The sequence below is a fragment of the Nocardia sp. NPDC056000 genome (genome assembly GCF_042269265.1).
In the GTDB taxonomy this organism is placed as follows: Bacteria; Actinomycetota; Actinomycetes; order Mycobacteriales; family Mycobacteriaceae; genus Nocardia.
Genome location: NZ_JBHJXS010000004.1, coordinates 79539 through 97909, shown reverse-complemented (window position 1 = coordinate 97909; position 18371 = coordinate 79539). Strand labels below are relative to the sequence as shown.

At 65.6% G+C, this 18371-nt stretch carries 17 protein-coding genes; 9 read left to right on the top strand and 8 right to left on the bottom strand.

Features of this window, described 5'->3' with window-relative positions; genetic code table 11:
• Positions 1-19: 19 nt before the first annotated feature.
• Positions 20-994: an SDR family NAD(P)-dependent oxidoreductase gene (locus ACFC4D_RS12460; RefSeq protein ID WP_376062819.1), complete on the bottom strand. Its 975-nt coding sequence runs from the start codon at positions 992-994 to the stop codon at positions 20-22.
• Positions 995-1002: 8 nt separating this feature from the next.
• A complete protein-coding gene (locus ACFC4D_RS12455; RefSeq protein WP_376062818.1) occupies positions 1003-1926 on the bottom strand; it encodes an SDR family NAD(P)-dependent oxidoreductase in 924 nt (307 codons plus the stop codon).
• Positions 1927-2133: 207 nt separating this feature from the next.
• Between ACFC4D_RS12455 and ACFC4D_RS12450 the strand changes: the two genes are divergently transcribed.
• The 3 genes from ACFC4D_RS12450 to ACFC4D_RS12440 all read left to right on the top strand — a co-directional run bounded on the left by ACFC4D_RS12450 (position 2134) and on the right by ACFC4D_RS12440 (position 6615).
• Complete coding sequence (locus ACFC4D_RS12450) at positions 2134-3687, top strand: flavin-containing monooxygenase (RefSeq protein WP_376062817.1); 1554 nt, start codon at positions 2134-2136, stop codon at positions 3685-3687.
• A complete protein-coding gene (locus ACFC4D_RS12445; RefSeq protein WP_376062816.1) occupies positions 3684-4580 on the top strand; it encodes an SDR family NAD(P)-dependent oxidoreductase in 897 nt (298 codons plus the stop codon). Before ACFC4D_RS12450 ends, ACFC4D_RS12445 begins: the two co-directional genes overlap by 4 nt.
• Before the next feature lie 73 nt (positions 4581-4653).
• Positions 4654-6615 (top strand): CocE/NonD family hydrolase, encoded by a 1962-nt coding sequence (locus ACFC4D_RS12440; protein WP_376062815.1) that lies wholly within the window; start codon positions 4654-4656, stop codon positions 6613-6615.
• Between the two features lie 5 nt (positions 6616-6620).
• Here the strand turns inward: ACFC4D_RS12440 and ACFC4D_RS12435 are convergent, their stop codons facing one another.
• A complete protein-coding gene (locus ACFC4D_RS12435) occupies positions 6621-7997 on the bottom strand; it encodes an ABC1 kinase family protein (protein ID WP_376062814.1) in 1377 nt (458 codons plus the stop codon).
• An 89-nt stretch (positions 7998-8086) separates the two neighbouring features.
• Here ACFC4D_RS12435 and ACFC4D_RS12430 point away from each other — a divergent pair, with 89 nt between their 5' ends.
• Positions 8087-8860 (top strand): GntR family transcriptional regulator, encoded by a 774-nt coding sequence (locus ACFC4D_RS12430; protein ID WP_376062813.1) that lies wholly within the window; start codon positions 8087-8089, stop codon positions 8858-8860.
• Here the strand turns inward: ACFC4D_RS12430 and ACFC4D_RS12425 are convergent.
• Complete coding sequence (locus tag ACFC4D_RS12425; protein ID WP_376062812.1) at positions 8811-10289, bottom strand: ABC1 kinase family protein; 1479 nt, start codon at positions 10287-10289, stop codon at positions 8811-8813. The two genes, ACFC4D_RS12430 and ACFC4D_RS12425, sit on opposite strands and share 50 nt — an antisense overlap.
• A 279-nt stretch (positions 10290-10568) precedes the next feature.
• On the opposite strand from ACFC4D_RS12425, the gene ACFC4D_RS12420 reads away from it, so the two are divergent.
• Both ACFC4D_RS12420 and ACFC4D_RS12415 read left to right on the top strand, forming a co-directional pair.
• Entirely contained in the window at positions 10569-11489 is a 921-nt protein-coding gene (locus tag ACFC4D_RS12420) for an NAD(P)H-binding protein (protein ID WP_376062811.1), read from the top strand.
• Positions 11486-13081 carry an MDR family MFS transporter gene (locus ACFC4D_RS12415; RefSeq protein WP_376062810.1) on the top strand — a complete coding sequence of 532 codons (1596 nt, stop codon included), beginning with the start codon at positions 11486-11488 and terminating at the stop codon, positions 13079-13081. Before ACFC4D_RS12420 ends, ACFC4D_RS12415 begins: the two co-directional genes overlap by 4 nt.
• Here the strand turns inward: ACFC4D_RS12415 and ACFC4D_RS12410 are convergent.
• Positions 13011-13454, bottom strand: coding sequence for a MarR family winged helix-turn-helix transcriptional regulator (locus ACFC4D_RS12410; protein WP_376062809.1), 444 nt, complete (start codon positions 13452-13454; stop codon positions 13011-13013). The two genes, ACFC4D_RS12415 and ACFC4D_RS12410, sit on opposite strands and share 71 nt — an antisense overlap.
• A gap of 159 nt (positions 13455-13613) precedes the next feature.
• Here ACFC4D_RS12410 and ACFC4D_RS12405 point away from each other — a divergent pair, with 159 nt between their 5' ends.
• Positions 13614-14789, top strand: coding sequence for an FG-GAP repeat domain-containing protein (locus ACFC4D_RS12405; protein WP_376062808.1), 1176 nt, complete (start codon positions 13614-13616; stop codon positions 14787-14789).
• Positions 14790-14963: 174 nt separating this feature from the next.
• On the top strand, positions 14964-15359 hold the full coding sequence (locus tag ACFC4D_RS12400; RefSeq protein WP_376062807.1) for an NUDIX domain-containing protein: 396 nt from the start codon (positions 14964-14966) through the stop codon (positions 15357-15359).
• A gap of 37 nt (positions 15360-15396) precedes the next feature.
• Here ACFC4D_RS12400 and ACFC4D_RS12395 read toward each other — a convergent pair whose 3' ends face one another.
• Positions 15397-15984: a hypothetical protein gene (locus ACFC4D_RS12395; protein ID WP_376062806.1), complete on the bottom strand. Its 588-nt coding sequence runs from the start codon at positions 15982-15984 to the stop codon at positions 15397-15399.
• Positions 15985-16015: 31 nt separating this feature from the next.
• On the bottom strand, positions 16016-16783 hold the full coding sequence (locus ACFC4D_RS12390; RefSeq protein ID WP_376062805.1) for a hypothetical protein: 768 nt from the start codon (positions 16781-16783) through the stop codon (positions 16016-16018).
• A gap of 356 nt (positions 16784-17139) precedes the next feature.
• Here ACFC4D_RS12390 and ACFC4D_RS12385 point away from each other — a divergent pair, with 356 nt between their 5' ends.
• Positions 17140-18051 carry a helix-turn-helix domain-containing protein gene (locus ACFC4D_RS12385; protein ID WP_376062804.1) on the top strand — a complete coding sequence of 304 codons (912 nt, stop codon included), beginning with the start codon at positions 17140-17142 and terminating at the stop codon, positions 18049-18051.
• A gap of 90 nt (positions 18052-18141) precedes the next feature.
• Here ACFC4D_RS12385 and ACFC4D_RS12380 read toward each other — a convergent pair whose 3' ends face one another.
• Positions 18142-18360: a DUF397 domain-containing protein gene (locus ACFC4D_RS12380; RefSeq protein WP_376062803.1), complete on the bottom strand. Its 219-nt coding sequence runs from the start codon at positions 18358-18360 to the stop codon at positions 18142-18144.
• Positions 18361-18371 lie beyond the last annotated feature (11 nt).

Below are 18371 nucleotides of genomic sequence, written 5' to 3'. Positions count from 1 at the left end.
GCGTGTTCTCCTGACGCCGTCATACGGTCCGGGCGCGCAGTGCGCGGCCGAATTCGGCTGCCGCGGCAGCGATTGTGGGCGGTTCGGACGTCAGCGCATGTTCCAACGCGTGCGCGGTGCGCTCGGGGATGAGCCGCGCGGTGATTCGCGACGCCGCGATGAGCCGGTCGGGGCGTATCTGCCCGGCGATCCAGCGCACGGTGCCGGGCGCGAGCCGCGAAAACCCGTATGCGAGCCAGGATTCCGGCCGCACGGGCAGCACCGCCCGATTGTGGCGCACCGCCCGCACGATGCCGCCGGCGATGACCTCCGGGCCGAATCCGAGCCGCGGACCGTACTCGATGACGAACGCGGTGATCAACCGCTGGATCCTGACGAATGTGTCGGCGTCCACACCGATATCGGTGGTCAGCTCACCGTCGATGAGGTGCGTGGCCGCCACTCCCGGGCACACCGCGGACACGCCCACCCCGTGCGGGGCCAGCTCGCCGCGCAGGCATTGGGAGAACATCAGCACCGCCGCTTTGGAGGTGTTGTAGCCCGCGGTCAGCGGTACGGGCGCGAAAGCCATCCCGGACGAGATATTGACGATGTGTCCGCGCCGCGCGGCCACCATGAGCGGGGCGATATGGCGACACCCGGTGACCACGCCGTCGATATTGACCGCCAGCTGTTTGTCCCACGCCGATTCGGGTTGCTCGAGAAAGCCACCCGCCAGGCCGATGCCCGCGTTGTTGACCAGCACGTCCGGAATGCCATGGGCCGCACGGATATCGGCGATCAACCGAACCCACTCGGCGTCGGAGGTGACATCGAGCCGGTAGTCGGTGGCGCGGCCGCCCGCTGCGCTGATCAGCTCCGCGGTCGCCCGCGCACCGTCCGGATCGATATCGGTGACCAGTACATGCGCACCGCCCTCGGCGAACAACCGCGCCGTTGCCCTGCCGATACCGCTCCCCGCGCCGGTGATCAGCACCAGATTCGGTTGACGCACAGTCGATTTCATAGCGAACTCGCCACGTCGGCGCGGCGCCCGCGCGACAGCAGCGGCGCGATGGCCGCGCCCAGCCGGTTCAAGCGATCGGGAGTGGCCTGCGCGAGCACACGACCGGTCAATGCGGGCGAGAGCCGGTAACAGGACTCGATCAGCCACGCCTCGGGCCGCACCGGCAGCACGCCGATGTCGTAGCGCGCGGCCCGCACGATCCCGCGCGCGATGACGTCCGGCCCGAAGCCCAGTTTCGGGCCCAGGTTGTGTACCAGCGACTGAATCGTGGCGGTCGCCGCGTCCTGGCGTTCGGCGTCGTCATCGAACGCGCTGGTCACCACTTCGGCATTGGCCACGATATTGGTGGCCACCGCACCCGGGCAGACACAGCTGACCCCGACCCGATGCGCCGCGAGCTCACCGCGCAGACTCTCGGAGAACATCCGCACCGCCACCTTCGAAGTGGCGTAGGACGGCCAGAACGGCGCGGGCATCCAGGACGCCACCGAGGCGACGTTGACGATATGACCCCGGCGTTCGCCGACCATGAGCGGTGCGATGGCACGGCAACCATGAACCACCCCACCGAGATTGACCGCGAGCTGCCGATCCCACATCGACCGGGTCTGTTCCAGGAACGGTGCGATCAAGCCGTATCCGGCATTGTTGACCAGCACATCCGGGACCCCGTGCCGTTCGAAGACCATATCGGCCACCCGGAACCAGGCCGCTTCGTCCGCGACGTCGAGCTGGTGCGCGGTGGCCCGGCCGCCGGAGTTCACGATCCGTTCGGCGGTGGCGGCCGCGGTGGCCTGGTCGATATCGGTGGCGATCACCGCCGCTCCCATACCGGCGAAGCGCAGCGCGGTCGCGCGTCCGATTCCACTGCCCGCACCGGTGATGAACACCAGGCGCGGATCTCGAATACCCCGAAACATCAGATGCCTTCCTCGTTGGAGACAGTCGGCCGATCGGCGTCGGCGCGACAGTCGAAGCATAGATTGTCTCAGACAATATTGGAAAGTTACCTGCCGAAATACCCCCGATGCTTGACAGTGCGGCCAACTGTCCTAGACAGTCAGAGCAGGCGTGGCGAACGGTCTCGGGACCGAAAACGCAATGGCACCAACAAGAAAGGGGTGGCGATGTCAACCCCAGACCATGAGGTAGTCGTCATCGGAGCGGGCTTCGGCGGTATCGCCACCGGGGTCGAACTGCGCAGGCAGGGCATCGAGGACTTCATCCTGCTGGAGAAGCACGACGGTATCGGCGGAACCTGGTGGGCCAACACCTATCCGGGCATAGCCGTGGACATTCCCGCCATCTACTACAGCTTCTCCTATGAGCCGTTCCGCTCGAGCCGGCTGTTTCCACCCGGCCACGAGGTGCAGGCCTACGCCGAACACATCGTCGACAAGTACGGCTTGCGTGACCGCATTCGGCTCGGGGTCACCTTCACCGGCGCGAAATGGGATGACAGCACCCATCTGTGGCAGCTGGATTTCGCCGACGGATCGCAGCTCACCTGCCGGTATCTCGTTCCCGCACTGGGGATTCTCGAACAGGCGAAGCTGCCGGAGATACCCGGCATAGAGAAGTTCGCGGGCAAGGTCGTGCACTCTTCGCAGTGGGATCACGAGTACGACTACACGGGTAAGCGAATCGGGGTGATCGGCACGGGAGCCAGCGGTTTGCAGATCATTCCCGAAATGGCGAAGATCGCAAGCCATCTCACGGTGTTCCAGCGCACCCCGATCTGGCTGGCCCCCAAACCCGATATTCGCATCGACTGGGGTCTGGACCGCGCGCTGAAGGGTCCGGTGCTGCGCAGGGCCGTCCGCTACACGATCGCGACCGCCCTGGACGCGGCGCTGGTCGTCGGGGTGCGGGCATTGGGCGCGACCCCGGCCGCCATCCCCTATGTCACCCGAGCAGCGCAATCGGCGACCCGAATATGGCTGCGAGACAAGGAATTGGCGGACAAGCTGGTTCCCAGCTACGCGCCGGGCTGCAAACGCCCCTCGATGTCCAACGAGTACTTCCGGACCTTCAAGCAGAAGGACCGGGTCGCACTGATCACCGAGAAGATGTCCGAGATCACCGACCGCGCGGTCATCACCGCGGACGGCACCGCCCACGAGCTCGATGTGCTGGTGTGCGCCACCGGATTCCGCGTCTGCGAGCGAGGGTTCGCGCCCGGTATGCCGATCCACGGCATGCACGACCGCGAGCTCGGGGACTACTGGCACGAGAACCACTACCACGCGTACGAAGGGGTGACGGTGCCCGGCTGGCCCAATCTGTTCCTGGTCTGCTGTGGCCCCAATACCATTGTGCCATCGTCGATTCTGACCACGGCGGAGAACAACGCCATCCTCACCAGTCGCGCGATAGCGGCGCCGCGCCGCCGGGGCGCCACCCGTGTCGAGGTCAAACAGCAGCCGTTCGACGATTTCGCGCGCATGTGCGTGGAGCGCGCCGAGGGTTCGATGTGGATGGCCGCGCCGTGCGCGGGATCGAATACCTACTACGTGAACTATCAGAACGAGCTGGCGATTCGGCCCACCACGGTGCTGAGCCAGTGGCGGGCGGCGCGGTTCCTGCGCACGCGGGACTTCACCTTCCACGCGCTGCCATCCACCGTGCTCGCGGCGTCTGCGGGCGCTGCGGCCGATCTGGCGGGAGCGGGATCGAAATGAAAACGGCGATTGTGACCGGTGCCGCGTCCGGCATCGGAATGGGTTATGCCACAGCGCTTGTCGAGCAGGGCTACTTCGTGCTCGTCACCGATATCAACGAGATCGGCGCGAAGCAGGTCGCCGAGCGGTTGACCGTCCGTGGTCCGGGCAAAGCCGAGGCGGCGCTGCTGGACGTCACCGATCCGAACGCGGTGGCCGCGGCCGTGCACGGGGTCAAGGACCGGTTCGGCCGCTTGGATCTGATGTTCAACAATGCCGGGTTGTTCATCGGCGGGCCAGTGGAGGAGCTCACGGTCGCGCACTGGCGCAAGGCGATCGACGTCATGATCGCCGGCGTCGCCTACGGGGTGGACGCCGCGTACAAGATCATGGTGGAGCAGGGGTTCGGTGGCATCGTCAATACCGCGTCCATGGCCGGGTTCACGCCGTTCTCCTATCTGGGCCCGTACAACACGGCGAAGTTCGCGGTGGTCGGAATGACGCTCTCGCTGCGCGGGGAGGCGTCCGCGCACGGCATTCACGTCACCGCCGTATGCCCGATCGCGGTGCATACCGATATCGTGGCGGGTGCCAATGCGGGACTCGACGGCAATGCGCCCGAATTCGGTTATCTCGCTGCGCTTTACCGCCGATTCGGCTATCTCGGGCACTACCTGCCCGACTTCATCCTCCAGGATCCCGTGGTGCACGGCCGCAAGGTGCTGCGCGCGGTACAGCGCAATCGCGCCATCGTCATTCAGCCCGGCTACGGGCGGGTGCTGTGGTGGCTGGGCCGGATCGCACCCACCCTGGCACCGGTGGTCGGGCACGGGGCGGCGCGCCTGGCGGACTCCATTCGGGCCTCGATTGCCGAGCGCTGGGAGCAGTTGCCCGAATCGGTCCGCAACGCATAGCGGTTGCCGTGCGCACGACAGCTGTCCCAGACAATCATTGACCGGATCGCGGCGCGACCGTACTGTCGAGAGTGTGACTGAGCAACGAAGCTATGCGTCGCGCCCGGAACGGCATTCGCGGACGGGTCATGACGCCCGCTTCGAGATCGGTCCGGCGCAGTACCCCGGCGTTCGAGTCGAGCGCGGAGCCGGGATCCGAATGTCCGATGGGGCAACACTTTCCGCCGATATCTTCCGCCCCGCTCGGCGGGGCGGGGACGTCGTGCGGGACCCGTTGCCCGCAGTGGTGACCTTCACGCCGTACAACAAGACCGCGATCGATCGTGCCGCACCGCTGCTGGGTCTGGGACACGCGCTGGGCACCCGGCTCAACCGCCGATTGCGGCCGTCGCCCGGAGGTCGTGCCGGAGCCCGGGAAGTAGTGCGCGCCTTGGGCGGTGGTGCCGTGGACGTCATCCGGCCCAGCCGCACGTTGATCTCGCGGGGATATGTGTACGTGCACGTGGACGTCCGAGGTACCGGCAGTTCCACCGGCGTGATGGGGATGCAGGACGAGCGCGAGCAGCAGGATTTCCAGGAGGTCCTGGCCTGGGTGCGCGAACAGCCCTGGTGCGATGGCACTTTGGGTCTGTCGGGCATCTCCTACTCCGCGATGGCCGCCCTGCTGGCCGCGGGGCGACGGCCACCGGGCCTGAAAGCGGTATTCGCGGTCGAGGGGTCCGCGGATTTCGCCAGGGATCTGATGTACACCGGCGGTGCGCACAGCATTTTCATCATGGGCTGGCTGGGCGTGGTCAATGCCGCCAAATGGGCTCCGACGGTGCCCGGTCTGATGAAATCCGGTGTGCTGCTGCGCTATCTGCGTGATCGCGCGGCCAGCCCCGCCACCAAGATCGGCGCTATCGCGGGTGCGGGACTGTGGGCCGGACATCCGGAGAACTTCTACAAGCAGGCCGAGCTGGACCGCCGCCCCGATATCACCGGAATCGATGTGCCGACCTGGGTGCACGGTGGCTGGCACGATCTGTTCGACCGATCGAATCCGCTGATCTATCAACAGCTTCGGCTCGAGCCGGGCGCCAAGCAGCTGGTGATGGACGATGCCTACCACGCGACGCCCGGTACCGGATTCGGTACGCCGGGGCATCCGCAGCGCCTGGATGAATTGCAGTGCGCGTGGTTCGACCGCTGGACCAAAGGGATCGACAACGGCATCGATCGGTACGGCCCGGTCACGCTGCGCCGACTCGGCGGCGAGTGGGTCACCCGCGACGAATTCGCCGATCCCGCTGCGTCCGTGCGCCGTTGGTATCTGTCCGCCGCACCGAGTCACACCGCCGCGCACGCGGGTGTCGACGGCAGTCTCACCGCCGAGCCCGGGGACCAATCCCGGCTGACCCTGCCGCGCACCCGCACCGGTCCGATCTCGCACAACACCACCTGGGTGGGTGCGGGTCTGCCCGCACTACTGGGGCGAAAATGGGTGCACGACAACCGAACCGCCGAATCCTCGGCTCTGGCGTTCACCAGCGCGCCGTTCGAGGCGGACATCCTGCTGCACGGCCCGGCGAACCTGCACCTGACCGTGCTGGCCACCGGCACCGAGGCGTTCTGGGCAGTCACCGTGTGCGATGTCGCTCCTGACGGCACCTCGACCGTGCTGACCCGCGGTGCGTTGAAATCCTCGCGTCGGGCCGTCGATGAGCTCGCCTCGACCCGTGTCGACGGCGAACTGCTGGTCGCGGTGCATCCGCTCACGGCCGAGGCGCTGCTGCCGGTCGTGCCCGGGGTCGAACACGAGCTCGATATCGATATCAACGCCACCGAGGCCGTGCTGCGCGCGGGACACCGCCTGCGGGTGACGGTGGCGCGAACCAGCTGGCCGCGCTATGTGCTCACCCCGGCGACCACGCGAGCGATCAAGGGGCAGCAGGTCGTGCTGGATCCCGAGCGGCCGAGTTTTCTGAGCTGCACGGTGAGCGACCTCGCATCGGAGGCCGTCCGCGTATCCCTCGGGACCGGCGACTCCGCGTAGCCGTGTCAGCTGTCCTGGTGCTCGGCCCGGGCGCAGATCGCGGCGAACTCCGGAAGGTGGTCGGCGACGATCTCGCCGACCGCGACGGTCGCTTCCAACTGTGCCAGCACCGCGACCAAGGTCAACAGCATCCGGCAGTACGACGACAGCTCCGGCGGCATGGCCAGCCGCCTGTGCACATTGCTCAAACGCAGGTTCAGACCCTCGGCCATCCTGGCGCGCAGCCAGGTCGAGGTGAAGGTCGTCGTGGGGTCCACGGCGACGCGGCGGAAGGGCTCCAGTATCCGGAGGAATTCGGCGGCGTCGAATTCCTGTTCGTCGCGCAGGAATTCGTATTTGCGCAGCATCGCCGAGAGTCCGTCGGGATCTCCGTTGAGCCCGGCTTCGAGCATGGCCGCGACCAAGACCTCGATCCCGGCGGGCGGACGCGGGCACGCACCGAAGTCGACCACGCCCAGGCGTCCGTCCGGCAGTACCAGGAAATTACCGGGGTGGGGGTCGCAGTAGATCAGGCCGACGCGTGGAAGGCTCCGCAGGCAGAAGCGAATGATCAATGCGCCCAGTCGATCTCGCGACTCCGCTCGCTCACCGCGCCCGAGTAGCGTGGTGAGTGGATCACCCTCAAGCCATTCGCTGATGAGCACACCACCGCGCTGATCGATGACCCGCGGCACCACGAATTCCGGGTCGTCCCGGTACTTTTCGGCGAACGCCCGCTGATTGTTCGCTTCACCCCGATAGTCGAGCTCGCGCCGGATACCCGCACACACCTCATCGGCCAGGGCTTCGATATCCATGCCTGGCAACAGCACCGAGACGAGGTAGGCCACCCGCCGCAGTTGGCGCATATCGGATTCGATGGATTCGGTCACTCCGGGATACCGGATCTTCACCGCCACCGGTGTGCCATCTCGCCAGATCGCCCGGTGCACCTGCCCTATCGAGGCGGCCGTCGAGTGCCGGTCGTCGAATTCCAGGAAGTCCGCGCGCCAGTCCGGGCCCAGGTACTCGGTCAGCGCGGCGTGCACCGCGGCGGGAAGCATTGGCGGCGCGGCATATTGCAGGCGTGCCAGCGCCTCACGATAGGGACCTGCGACATCCTCGGGGACGCCACCGGGATACAGCGCCAGGATCTGCCCGAGTTTGGCAGCGCAGCCGCGCAGGCTGCCCAGAACCTCGAATACGTGCTGGGCGGTGCGCTCCCGGATCTCGTCTCGCACCGTGTCCCCGGGGGTGCCGAGCAGGCGTTTGCCCATCCCCACCGTGTGGCGTCCGGCGTACGCGGCGGGCAGTGCGGCCAGTTGCAGATTGCGAGCGCCGGGCAGTCCCGCGCGCGGTAGTCCGAGTTTGCGCGACCATCGAGTCTCGTTGTGCGAATTCACGATCGAGCTCTCATCACGCCACGCTGCACAATCGGTACAGTACGCTGTCCTAGACAGTTGCGGACAGCATTGCCAAGAGGGGACATCGGGTGGGTAGCCAAACCGGAGCGTCCGAGGTGACCGACGAATTGGGCACCCGCGTCGTGACGGGACACTATCGACCGGGCACGCTGATGCCGTCCGTGCGCAAACTCGCCGATGAATTCGGAATCAGCAAATCCACCGCCCAGGTGGCGCTGAGCCGACTCGAGGCGTCACGCTTCGTCATCGCCGAGCGCGGGCGCGGATTCGTCGTTCAGGATGTGCGGCGGCGCGGCGGATTCGATGTGTACGGCACGGTGTTTCGCCTGTCGATGGGCGATCCCCCGCAGGCCGTCGCCATTTTCGCCGATATCGTGAACATCGGCCGGGACCTGGTCATCGATCTGCTCGGTAGTTACTTTCTGCTGTCGCCGCGGCCCGAGCCCGCGCAGCTCGTCGCGATCGTGGACGCGATGGAAGCCGCTGCGCGGCAACGCGATACCGATCTCACCGAATTCCTCGCGCGGGAGTTCGATCTATTGCGCGAGATAGCGATCGCGATCGGCCAATCGGCCTCGGTCGCGCTGCTCAATTCGCTGGCCGGGGTGATTCTCGATGTACCCGAGGCGGTGGAGGCGTACTACACGGCCGATCCTTCCGCGCACGTGCTGATTTGGCGGGCGCTGGTGAATGCGCTCAACCGCTCCGAACCTCCGCACGAGGCCGAATACGCCCTGGTGGGCGATATGCTCGCGCTCTATCACCAGCGGGTCATAGAGAAGTTCGCCGGACTCACCGCCCCGGCCGGGCACCACCTGCACGCATCGGCCGAATCTGCCTGAGATCGGCGTTGCGCGCCTCGTATCGGCGGATCACCTCGGCGAGCTCGGGCCACCAGGTCAGGAATTCCTCGCGGATCGGCCCCTCGGTGCGCAATTGACACAGCACGCCCATACAGGTCGCGGCGGCGCGAGCTACCACGGTGAACTCGGGCGGCAGGGTCATCTGCCGAAAGACGTTGGAGAGACGGATTTTCGCGATCTCGGCGACCTGTTCGCGCATCCACTCCGGTGAGAGGTCGAAGTCGTTCCGCAACAGCACATCCAGGAACGGGGCGACGATATCGGCGAATTCCCGGACATCGAACTCCTGGCCGGGACGCACGAAACCGTGTGTGCGCAAGGCGTTTTCGAGGTCCTCGTGGGTGCCGTTGTAGAGGGCGTCACCGATCTCGAAGACGATGCGGCGGAAGTTCGGCGGCATATCGGCGCACGCGCCGAAATCGACGACGCCCATTCGACCGTCCGGTAGCAGCAGGAAATTGCCGGGGTGGATATCGCTGTAGAGGAGTCCACAGCGTTCCTTGCCGGATTCGACGAATTCGATAATCGCGAGACCCGCGCGGCTGCGGTCATCCGGAGATCCGGAGTCGACCAGGTCGCCGAGCGGAACCCCGTCGATCCAATCGCTGATCAGCACCTCATCGGCGCATTCGACGACGTTCGGTACCGAGAACTTCGCATTCCCCGCGTAGCAGTCCGCGAAGACCTGCTGATGGGCGGCTTCGCGCCGATAATCCAGCTCATCGCCCACGATGGCGCACACCGTGTTCACGATGGCTCGCACATCCGCACCGGGCATGACCGCGCCGATAATGCCCGACACACTGCGCAGCATGTTGAGATCGGATTCGACCGCATCCCGCGCGCCCGGGTACATGACCTTCACGGCCACCTCGCGGCCGTCGTGCCAGACCGCGCGGTGTACCTGCCCGAGCGAGGCCGCCGCGGCCGGGCGGTCGTCGAATGTCCGGAATCGTGCGCGCCACTCGGGCCCGAAGTTCGCGGTCATCACCTGGTGCACCAGTGCGGGCATCATGGGCGGCACCGAATCCTGCAGGCGGCCCATCGCCTCCCCCACGGCTTCGGCCAGATTCGCCCATTCGGGCCCGGCCGCATCGAACGGCAGGATCGAACGGTAGACCGCCGCCATCTGACCGACCTTGGCCGCACAGCCCTTCAGTTCCCCGAGAACCTCGAAAATGTGCTCGGCGGTACGCAATTGGATATCCCGCTCGATATCACCGGCCGAGCCGCCCAGCATCCGCCGTCCGCGCCCCGCCATGCGCCGCCCCACATAGGCGATCGGAAGTTTGGCCAGCTTCGCCTCGCGAACCAGACGATTCGTCGACATCGACCGCTCAGCAGCCTGTGCCGTTCCCGGAAACGGGATCACCCGGCCCAGCCGCTCACCCGATCGCGTACCAGCCATGCCCAACCGCCTAGCGTCACGTCGTCCGCGGCCGGCATGTTCGGCCGTAACCGGCGAACGAGAACATTCACAGCTATCAGTCGGACACTCCACAGCCTCCGAATTCGGCGACCGCCGACAGGCTATCACTGGAGTTCAGCACCCGTACGGATCGCGGAGCTACTGTGCAGCACCTCCGCGCGGTACCCCTTGACGCACCATATTCATCAAGTTAGCTTGATTAAGTCTGCTTGATCATTTTCGGATTTCGTCAACCGGCCGGGATGCGGGAGGCACAGCATGGTCATTGGGGTCACGGGTGCCGGCGGGCGTCTGGGCAGGGCCGTTGTCGATGAGTTGCTTATTCGAGGAGTTCCGGCGGAGCGCATTGTCGCGATCGTGCGCAATCCGCAGGAGACGACGGATCTGTCGGACCGTGGAGTTCGGGTCGAATACGGCGACTACGACTGGCGTGACACCCTGACGGGGGCGCTGGCGGGGGTGAATCGGCTGCTGCTCATCTCGAGCAGCAGTCGGCAGCGGCGGGTTCGCCAGCACCGCAATGTGATCGATGCCGCGGTGCGCACCGGGGTCGAGTCGATTGCCTACACCAGTATGGTTCGCGCGCAAGGCAATCCGACAATGCTCGCCGAGGCGCATCGCGGCACCGAGGCCATGCTGCGCACCTCACCGATACCGTGGACGATGCTGCGGCACGATTGGTACTGGGAGAATTACACGGCCGGACTCGATGCGGTGATCGCTCGCGGAGAGTTGCTCGGCGCGGCGGGCGCGGGGCGGGTGTCCGGGGCGGCGATCGCCGATTACGCGGCCGCGGCGGCGACGGTCCTCACCACGGACGGGCATGCCGGAGTGGTCTATGAACTCGGCGGCGATTACGCACTGTCCGGTGTTCAGATCGCCGGATGCATTGCGGCGGTGGCACATCGGCCGGTCGCCTATCGCATGCTCGAACCCGATGCGTACGCGGAGGCGCTGGTCGAGACGGGCCTGCCGCGCAGCGTCGCCGCGGAGGCGGCCGACAATGAAATCGGCATCGCCGCGGGGTGGTTCGATATGCGCAGTGGGGATCTGCACCGGCTCATCGGCCGCGATACGACACCGCTGTCGTCGGTGGTGCGAACCGCGCTGCGGGAGAGCGGATCTCAGACCGCGGGGCAGTCCGAGACGGGGAACCCTGACCGAGGCGGACACTTATGAGCGCCCCGAGCACCGCGAAGACCGCGCTGTGGCCGGTGTTCACCGGACTCATGCTCGCGATGTTCATCGCCGCCCTCGACCAGACCGTCGTGTCCACCGCACTGCCGACCATCGTGGGGGATCTGGGCGGGCTGAGCCTGCTGTCATGGGTGCTGACGGCGTATCTGCTGGCGATGGCGGTCAGCACACCGCTGTGGGGCAAGCTCGGCGATCTGTTCGGCCGCAAGCCGATCTTCCTCATCGTGATCGCGGTGTTCCTCGCCGGTTCCGTATTGGCCGGGCTGTCGCGAAATATGGGAGAGCTCATCGCCTTTCGCGGGATACAGGGCCTGGGCGGGGGTGGGCTGATCGTGGTGTCGCAGGCGATCATCGCCGATGTGGTGTCCGCGCGCCAACGCGGCCGCTACATGGGGATCTTCGGGGCCGTCTTCGGACTGGCGAGTGTGGCGGGTCCACTGATCGGCGGATTCTTCACCGATGAGCTGTCGTGGCGGTGGGTCTTCTACATCAACCTGCCGATCGGCGCGCTCGCGCTCGCGGTCATCGCGGTATACCTGCGACTGCCGAAACCCGTTGCGGCCGAAGCGAGTATCGACTATCTCGGGATTGTGCTGCTCGGGGCCGCCATCACCTGCCTGCTGCTCGTGGTCACCCTGGGCGGGACCACCTACGGGTGGGATTCGGCACCGGTTCTCGGGCTGTGCGCTGGAACCGTCACGGCTGCACTCGGTTTCGTGTGGGCCGAGCGTCGCGCCGCGGAACCGGTACTCCCGCTGCACCTTTTCCGACGGCCGATATTCGTATTGGCCGCCGCGATCGGATTCCTCATCAGCCTGGCGCAATTCGGGGCGACCAGTTATATGCCCCTGTTCGAGCAGGTGGTCTACGGCGTCACCGCCACCGTCTCCGGCCTGCGGTTGCTGCCGTTGATGGGCGGGATGATCCTGATGTCGATCGTCAGCGGACAACTGTTGAGTCGCTGGGGGCGATACAAAGTGTTTCCGATCGTAGGCAGCGCACTGGTCGCGGTCGGGCTACTGCTGCTGTCGACCATGACCGGGCACACCTCAGCCTGGCTCTCCTCGGCGTATCTCCTGATACTGGGCCTCGGATTGGGCTGCGTCACACAGGTATTGACCACAGTCGTGCAGAACGACGCACCCCGTGCCGAACTCGGTGTCGCCACCTCGGGCGTGACCCTGTTCCGCACCATCGGCGGCTCGTTCGGCACCGCTGTCTTCGGCACCCTGTTCAGCGCCGAACTCGCCACCGAGATCACCTCGATGATCAACTCCGGCCGAATCGCCCTCGCCGACACCGGGATCGCGCATCAGGTGCAATCCGATCCCGGCGTCTTGAAGACGGTCTCGGCGCCTATTCGAGCGATTGTCGCCGGTGGGTACGCTGACGCCCTGACCTACGTATTTCTGCTCGCGGCTCCGACCGCGGTCCTCGCCTTCATACTGTCCTGGTTCCTGCGCGAGACCCCGCTGGCCGATAACACCGACGAAATAGACCGTCCTACAACCGATCTCGCAGTCGAGCCAGCAGCGGCAGCACATCGGCGATCCGCTCCACCTCAGCTGCGGTGAACTCCATCTCGAGCGCCTTCACCACCCGATCCGCTCCCCCGGTGCGCAGGGCGTTCATCGCGGTCCGCCCAGCAGCGGTCGTCTCCAGCAGCAGTCTGCGCTTATCGCGCTCATCTTTGGTCTTGCTGATCAGCCCGCGATCATGCAGGCTCGCCACCGTCAGCGCCATGGCCTGCGGCGTAACCTGTTCGGCCGCAGCCAATTCCACCGCGGTTACCGACCCATCGCGATCCAACCGCCCCAGCACCGACAGCTCCGGCACACTCAGCCCGCTGACGGTCATGTCATTGCGCAACTCCCGAAAGAGCTGCCCGACGAGCAGGCGCAACTCCACCCCGACCTCATCCGGGTTGCCAGAACCACATTTACCCATGTCATACAACCTAATGCCACCGGTTCACCGAGATCGGCAAGCTGATCAGGTTAATCCCTCCCAATTCCCAGCCGGTCGCGGATGTGGTGTCGCCAATCGCCAATGAACTGGCAGCTCTGGGCAAACGGCCGGGTGCCGACCGCAAATACAGTCCTGATCATGACGTTCAATGCGCTGAGCGGGTATCGGCGACGGGTGCCGCGGCGAGACGTCTGGGGGATCGCGGTTGCGACGGCATTGACACTTTCGCTGGTTCCCGGGAGCGCCCAGGCGGATTCGGACACCGGATCGGCGGCGAGTTCGGGAACCACGTTCGCTCCCGGGCGGCTGGTGCCGGTGACGCTGTGCGGAGTGTCGCCGACGGCCGAGGCCATCGCGCACGGGGATTTCGACGGCGACGGGCGGGTCGATCTCGTAGTCACCGACGAATGCGGGTTCGGCATACAGATGTTGCGCGGCAATGGAGACGGGACCTTCGCCGCGCCGCGCTACATCCCCACCGGTGTCGCGCCCGACGCGGTGACCGCGGTCGATCTCGATGGCGATGGGCATCTCGATCTGATCGTGTCGAATGCCATCGGCGAGATGGTGATTCTCTACGGGGACGGCCTCGGGGGCTTTGCCGATCAACGCAGGTACTTCGCACAAGGATTGGCTCCCGGTGCTATTCGAGCCGGGGATTTCGACCATGACGGGCACCTGGACTTCGCGGTGGCGGCAACGCCGTCGACGGTGTTCCTGGCCGACGGTGCGCGCGGGTTCATCGGACACACCGTGGCGGCCGGACTCGCGTCGGTCGGGCTGGAGACCGCGGATCTCGATGGCGACGGCAACCTCGACCTGATCGTCGCCTCGGGAGTCCCCGTCGTCCTGAACGCCCTGTACGGCGACGGTCACGGCGGATTCGGCCGAAACCAAACCCTTTTGGGCCCGGACCTGGTCCAAGAAGCCATCCGCAGCGCCGATGTCAACAATGACGGACACCCGGATGTGGTCGGGGTAACCAGTCTCGGCGGCCTCAACGTCTGGCTGAACGACGGCCACGGCACCCTACTGGCCTCGCGCTATTCCTACGCAAGCCCCGGAACCGCAGGCCTCGCACTCGCCGACCTCTACGGCACCGGCAACCTGGACATGATCACCGCCGACTCCGTCACCGCCTACGTAACCCTCTGGCGCGGCGACGGCCACGGCGGATTCACACGCACCGAGTGGTACCCCGCCCCCTTCACCCTCGAATCCACCGAACTGATAGACCTACGCGGCACCGGCCAACTCGACCTCGTCACCGCCCCGATGATCGGCCCGTACATCGCCGTCTACCTGCGCAATTGAACACCGACGCATCTCCGCACGGCATATTCGAATCATTTGCCGATCAGTTCGAGCAGATTTGGGGCACCACGACCCCGTTCAGGACGGAGGTAGACCATGGGTTCACGGCGTGACTACTACAACGATCCCGATGCACCCGAGCCCAACTCGCTGAAGCCGGGAGGTTCGGCGCTGGTGGTGGACGACTCCGGGCGTGTGCTGATGCAGCGGCGTGGCGATTCGGGGAACTGGTCGTTGCCCGGGGGAATCATGGAGGTGGGGGAAACGCTGGAGGAATGTGTCGTCCGCGAGACTCGCGAAGAGACGGGGCTCGACATCGAGATCACCGGACTGCTGGGTATCTATACCGACCCGGCACATGTCATCGAGTACGCCGATGGTGAAGTGCGCCAGGAGTTTGCGGTTGTCTACTACGGTCGTGTGATCGGCGGTGATATCCAGGTCTCGCACGAATCCACCGCGGTTCGGTTCCTATCGCTGGAGGAACTGGACGGGCTGCCGGTGCATCCGACGGTTCGGCTGAGGCTTCGGCACCATCGGGAGGGCTCGAATCTTCCGTGGTTGGGTTGATCGAGCCCGGTGAACCGGTGTACTGCGCGCTGTCGTTCTACTGAATCCCGGTCAAGATCTCGAACGGTTTCGTACCGGGTTGGTCGATGCCGCTTCCGCATTGGTATCCGGTGAGCGAAGTTCCAAGGGCGAGAATCGCATTGAAGTAGTCGGGGTCGTCGTAGTACTCGTTACCGGGCTCTCCTCTGGCGTCGCGTTCGACTGCGGCGCGGATCTGTGTGGGAAGGTCGCCCCGGACTTCGGGGTCGCCCTCGTCCAGCGGTGCCGCGATACCCCACACCCGCTGTCCGTCGCGCCACAGCACGACCTCGGCGCCACCGGCTCCGTCGACCTCCCCGACTCCGATCACCTCACCGCCGAGCGACAGCTTCGCGAGGTCCCACGTGTATTCCACGTCTTCTTCAGCGCGATCCTCGACCACCAGATATGAGCCATCCGGACGCACCGAGCCCGACAGCGGCGGCTCGGGGAAGTCGGTTCGAGTCCCGCTGGGCCGCACCCCAAGCGCCTCCCACACCTGCTCCGGCGTCATTCCCCGTACGAGCATCCAATTCGAGCTGAAGCCCATGTCAAATCCCTTCGTTCCGCTGAACGAACGCAGGCTACTCGAGCGGGCCGACACCACACGTATCAGTCGAACTCACCGCGTGGGGTGTTCAGGTAGCCAGGAAGGTTCGGATCGCTTCGTCCGCGCTCAGCGAGCTGGAGCCAACCGAGACATCGATATTCGGGTAGTTTCTGCGCACGGCGTCGGCCATATCGGTCAGGCGCGCCCTGACCGATATGGGGTCGCGCAGCGCTTGCGCGCTCATGCCCTCGAATCCGGGAAAACCGTCCGCTACCAAGGTGGCTCGGGGGTTGCTCATGATGTTGTCGTAGGACTCGAACTTCACGCTGACGATCTTCGAGGTGTCCACTCGGCCGGGGGTGGTGAAGACGCGGTCGCTGACGCCCGCGACGAAGTTGGCGGCCGAATGTCCTTCTTCCAGCATCGGATTCACCACGATCCGGTTGGCGTCGATACCCAGCACCATGCCTCCGGGATGGAACCGCATCGCACCGTCGCGGACATCGGTCCATTTGGTGATCGTCCCGTAGACGCCGGCGATATCGTCACCATCGGTCAAATAGACGACCTCTCCCGCGCTGCTGTGTGACGCGGAGCGGATATAGCCCTCTGCGGCGGCGTCCTCGCCCGTGCGAAAAGCCTTGGGGAACACTTGATCGACCTGCCATAGCCGCGCGCCGTTGTAGAAGCGATCCGGCGGTCCCGGCCCGCCGGTCAGTGGCGGATGCGGAATCGACGGATCCCCGACGCCGGGATCATGGTTGATGGGTCTGTCGGTGCTGATAACTCTTCCGGCTGAGCCCTTGGCCTCCACCGAGATCGGCCTGAGCCCGTGTTCGACCTGAGCGTCGGTCACCTTCAGAAGCCGGTTGCTCAGCTGCTCGGTGCATCGGAGAACTGCTTGTGCGATCGCCTCCGATTTGATCAACAAGGCGACGCCGCCACCGGTTGCCCGTACTTCGGCGGTCTCGGCGGCACCCGGCGAGTGTAATTCGCGCAATCTCACTCGCTGCCACCATATTTGGGAATCCGGACGAGCCACTGCCCGCCCGCTACGCCGGTTTGCCGAGCCCACGGCCCAGCCAGCCCGTCAAGCAAACTCGTAGCTTCAACGTTGGCGGACAGGCGATTCCGGCCGTGATTCAGTTTGTGACCCGGCTCGGCTTGACGCGGCTGAATCAAGATGATTCGATCTGAATCATCATGGTTCCAGTGAATCAACCCGCAGAGGGTGCGACGGACGCGGCGAGCATCGCCGCGAATTCCGTTGTGCGCCAGCCGCAGCCGCGCCAGCAACTGGCGACCGAGCTGCGGCGATTGCGGGATCTGTCTGGAATCTCCGGACGCGAGTTGGCGAAGCAGGTGGGAATCAGTCAGTCGACGTTGTCCCGGATCGAATCGGGGCAGGTGGTGCCGCCGCTGCCGCAGGTGCTCGATTGGGCCAAAGCGGTTGGGGCGGACGCGGATTGTCAGCAGTCGTTGCGCGGGCTCACCGAGGCCGCGCACGCGCCCGAGGTCGGAGATTGGGCGGCATCGCTCGCCGAGCGCCCGCATCTACAGGACGATGTGCGGGCATTCGAGGACGACGCGTATCTGGTGCGCAATTTCCAGCCCGCGCTGGTGCCCGGCTTACTCCAGACCGCCGATTACGCCCGCCGGGTGTTCGGCACCTTCGATCCGCCGTACCCGCCCGATGCTCTGACGGCCGCGCTCTCCGCGCGCCTGGAGCGCCAGCGCGTACTGTACGACCCCGCCAAGCGTTTCGAATTCCTGGTAACCGAAGCGGCCCTGAGGTTTCGGCCCGGGCCGCATCGTGTCCTACTCGCCCAATTGGACCGCATCATCTCCGTGGAGACCCTCGATACGGTCGGCATCGCGGTGATTCCACAGGACGTGGAAGCCACCGCGACGATTCCGCACGGTTTCGTCATCTATGAGAACGAGGACCACGCGATCGCCTCCAGCGAGCCCATTCCGGGCAGCATGGTGACCCGCGGTCCCGAACTCGTCGACGTTCATCGCCGCCATTGGGCGGCTTTGACTCGAATGGCTTTATCCGACAGCGATGCCCGCGCATTTCTTGCCGACTTGCGCGGCGAAATACATCACATCGCTATCCAATGACCATTTTCCAGCGGCCGTCGAGGGGTCGGTCGCATTTCCGGGGTGGGGCGGTGGTGTCGCAGCGAAATGGCTGCGACACCACCGGGGCTGTCACTCACCGAAATCGAATTCGCCGGCCCGCACGCCCGAGGTGAACGCACGCCATTCCGAGCTCGTGAACCACAGCGTCGGGCTGTGCCGATCCTTGGAGTCGCGCACCGCGATTCGGCCCTCATGGTATGCGACCTCGACACAGTCGCCGTTGTAGCTGAACGTGCTCTTGGCGAATCTCGGATCGCGCCGCGACCCGCGAATCATGTTGTGATTCATAGCTTTTGTTC

Coding starts and splice junctions, on each gene's coding strand:
- ACFC4D_RS12415 (WP_376062810.1), top strand. CDS start 11,486: ATGAGCGCCCCGAGCACCGCGAAGACCGCGCTGTGGCCGGTGTTCACC.
- ACFC4D_RS12445 (WP_376062816.1), top strand. CDS start 3,684: ATGAAAACGGCGATTGTGACCGGTGCCGCGTCCGGCATCGGAATGGGT.
- ACFC4D_RS12425 (WP_376062812.1), bottom strand. CDS start 10,289: ATGGCTGGTACGCGATCGGGTGAGCGGCTGGGCCGGGTGATCCCGTTT.
- ACFC4D_RS12380 (WP_376062803.1), bottom strand. CDS start 18,360: ATGAATCACAACATGATTCGCGGGTCGCGGCGCGATCCGAGATTCGCC.
- ACFC4D_RS12405 (WP_376062808.1), top strand. CDS start 13,614: ATGACGTTCAATGCGCTGAGCGGGTATCGGCGACGGGTGCCGCGGCGA.
- ACFC4D_RS12410 (WP_376062809.1), bottom strand. CDS start 13,454: ATGGGTAAATGTGGTTCTGGCAACCCGGATGAGGTCGGGGTGGAGTTG.
- ACFC4D_RS12420 (WP_376062811.1), top strand. CDS start 10,569: ATGGTCATTGGGGTCACGGGTGCCGGCGGGCGTCTGGGCAGGGCCGTT.
- ACFC4D_RS12455 (WP_376062818.1), bottom strand. CDS start 1,926: ATGTTTCGGGGTATTCGAGATCCGCGCCTGGTGTTCATCACCGGTGCG.
- ACFC4D_RS12450 (WP_376062817.1), top strand. CDS start 2,134: ATGTCAACCCCAGACCATGAGGTAGTCGTCATCGGAGCGGGCTTCGGC.